The sequence below is a fragment of the Frankia sp. CcWB2 genome (genome assembly GCF_977927585.1).
The window spans coordinates 1,610-2,399 of sequence record NZ_CDWRCM010000263.1; the positions used below are offsets into that span (position 1 = coordinate 1,610).

Genomic DNA, 790 nt, shown 5'->3' on the forward strand with positions numbered 1-790 from the left:
CCCCTCATCGTCGGTGACCGGCTCGACACCGACATCGAGGCCGGTCACCGGACGTCGACGCCGACCCTGCTCGTCTTCACCGGGGTGACGACCCCCGGGGACCTGCTCGCCGCTCCCGCTCCGCACCGTCCCGACTTCGTCGCCGCGGACCTGCGCGGGCTGCTCCGGGCGGCGCCACCGGTGAAGGCCGTCCCGGAGCTGGGGAACCACGCCTATCGTTGCGGCGTCTGGAGCAGCCGGGTCGAGGAGGGGACGCTGCACTGGTCGGGTGAGAGCCACGGGTCGGGTGAGAGCCACGGGCCGGGCGATGACGCGTCGGGTGGCGATCGTTCGGGTAGCGGTCATTCCGGTGGGAATGCGTCAGACTGGGATGTGCCGGGCGACGACACGTGGAACGGGGACGGCACCGACGGGCTGGACGGGCTGCGGGCCGCCTGCGCCACAGTCTGGTCCGCCCTGGACAGGGGCGTCGCCGTCCACACGATCGCGGCGCGACGCCCGCCGGGCTGCGAGGACCTGATGGCTCCGGCGCCCCGGGCGCTGGAGCCCGTGGCGCCCGCCTGAGTCCCGGCGCCTTGGAGCATCGTCGGCGAACAGGCGCATCGTCACAGCAGCGAGCGGACCCGCAGCAGATCCCGCACGCTCGCGTCCACCTTCAGCCGTCCACTGGCCCAGGCGGTCATCGCGGGAAGCCTTCCCTCGGCGACCGCCACCAGGTCGTCGCTGTCCAGCGTTAGGATGATCTGGCGTCGTCGCGGGTGCCCTCGCCGATGTGCCGCAGGCAGCCGTC

At 73.2% G+C, this 790-nt stretch carries 1 protein-coding gene and 1 pseudogene; one reads left to right on the forward strand and one right to left on the reverse strand.

From position 1 onward, the window contains the following. A partial coding sequence (locus ACY45C_RS19960; protein ID WP_462189095.1) for an HAD hydrolase-like protein occupies window positions 1-564 on the forward strand: 564 nt, incomplete at its 5' end. Between the two features lie 41 nt (window positions 565-605). On the opposite strand, the pseudogene ACY45C_RS19965 reads toward ACY45C_RS19960, so the two are convergent. Beyond that, window positions 606-790, reverse strand: a pseudogene (locus tag ACY45C_RS19965) (alkyl sulfatase); the annotation flags it as partial.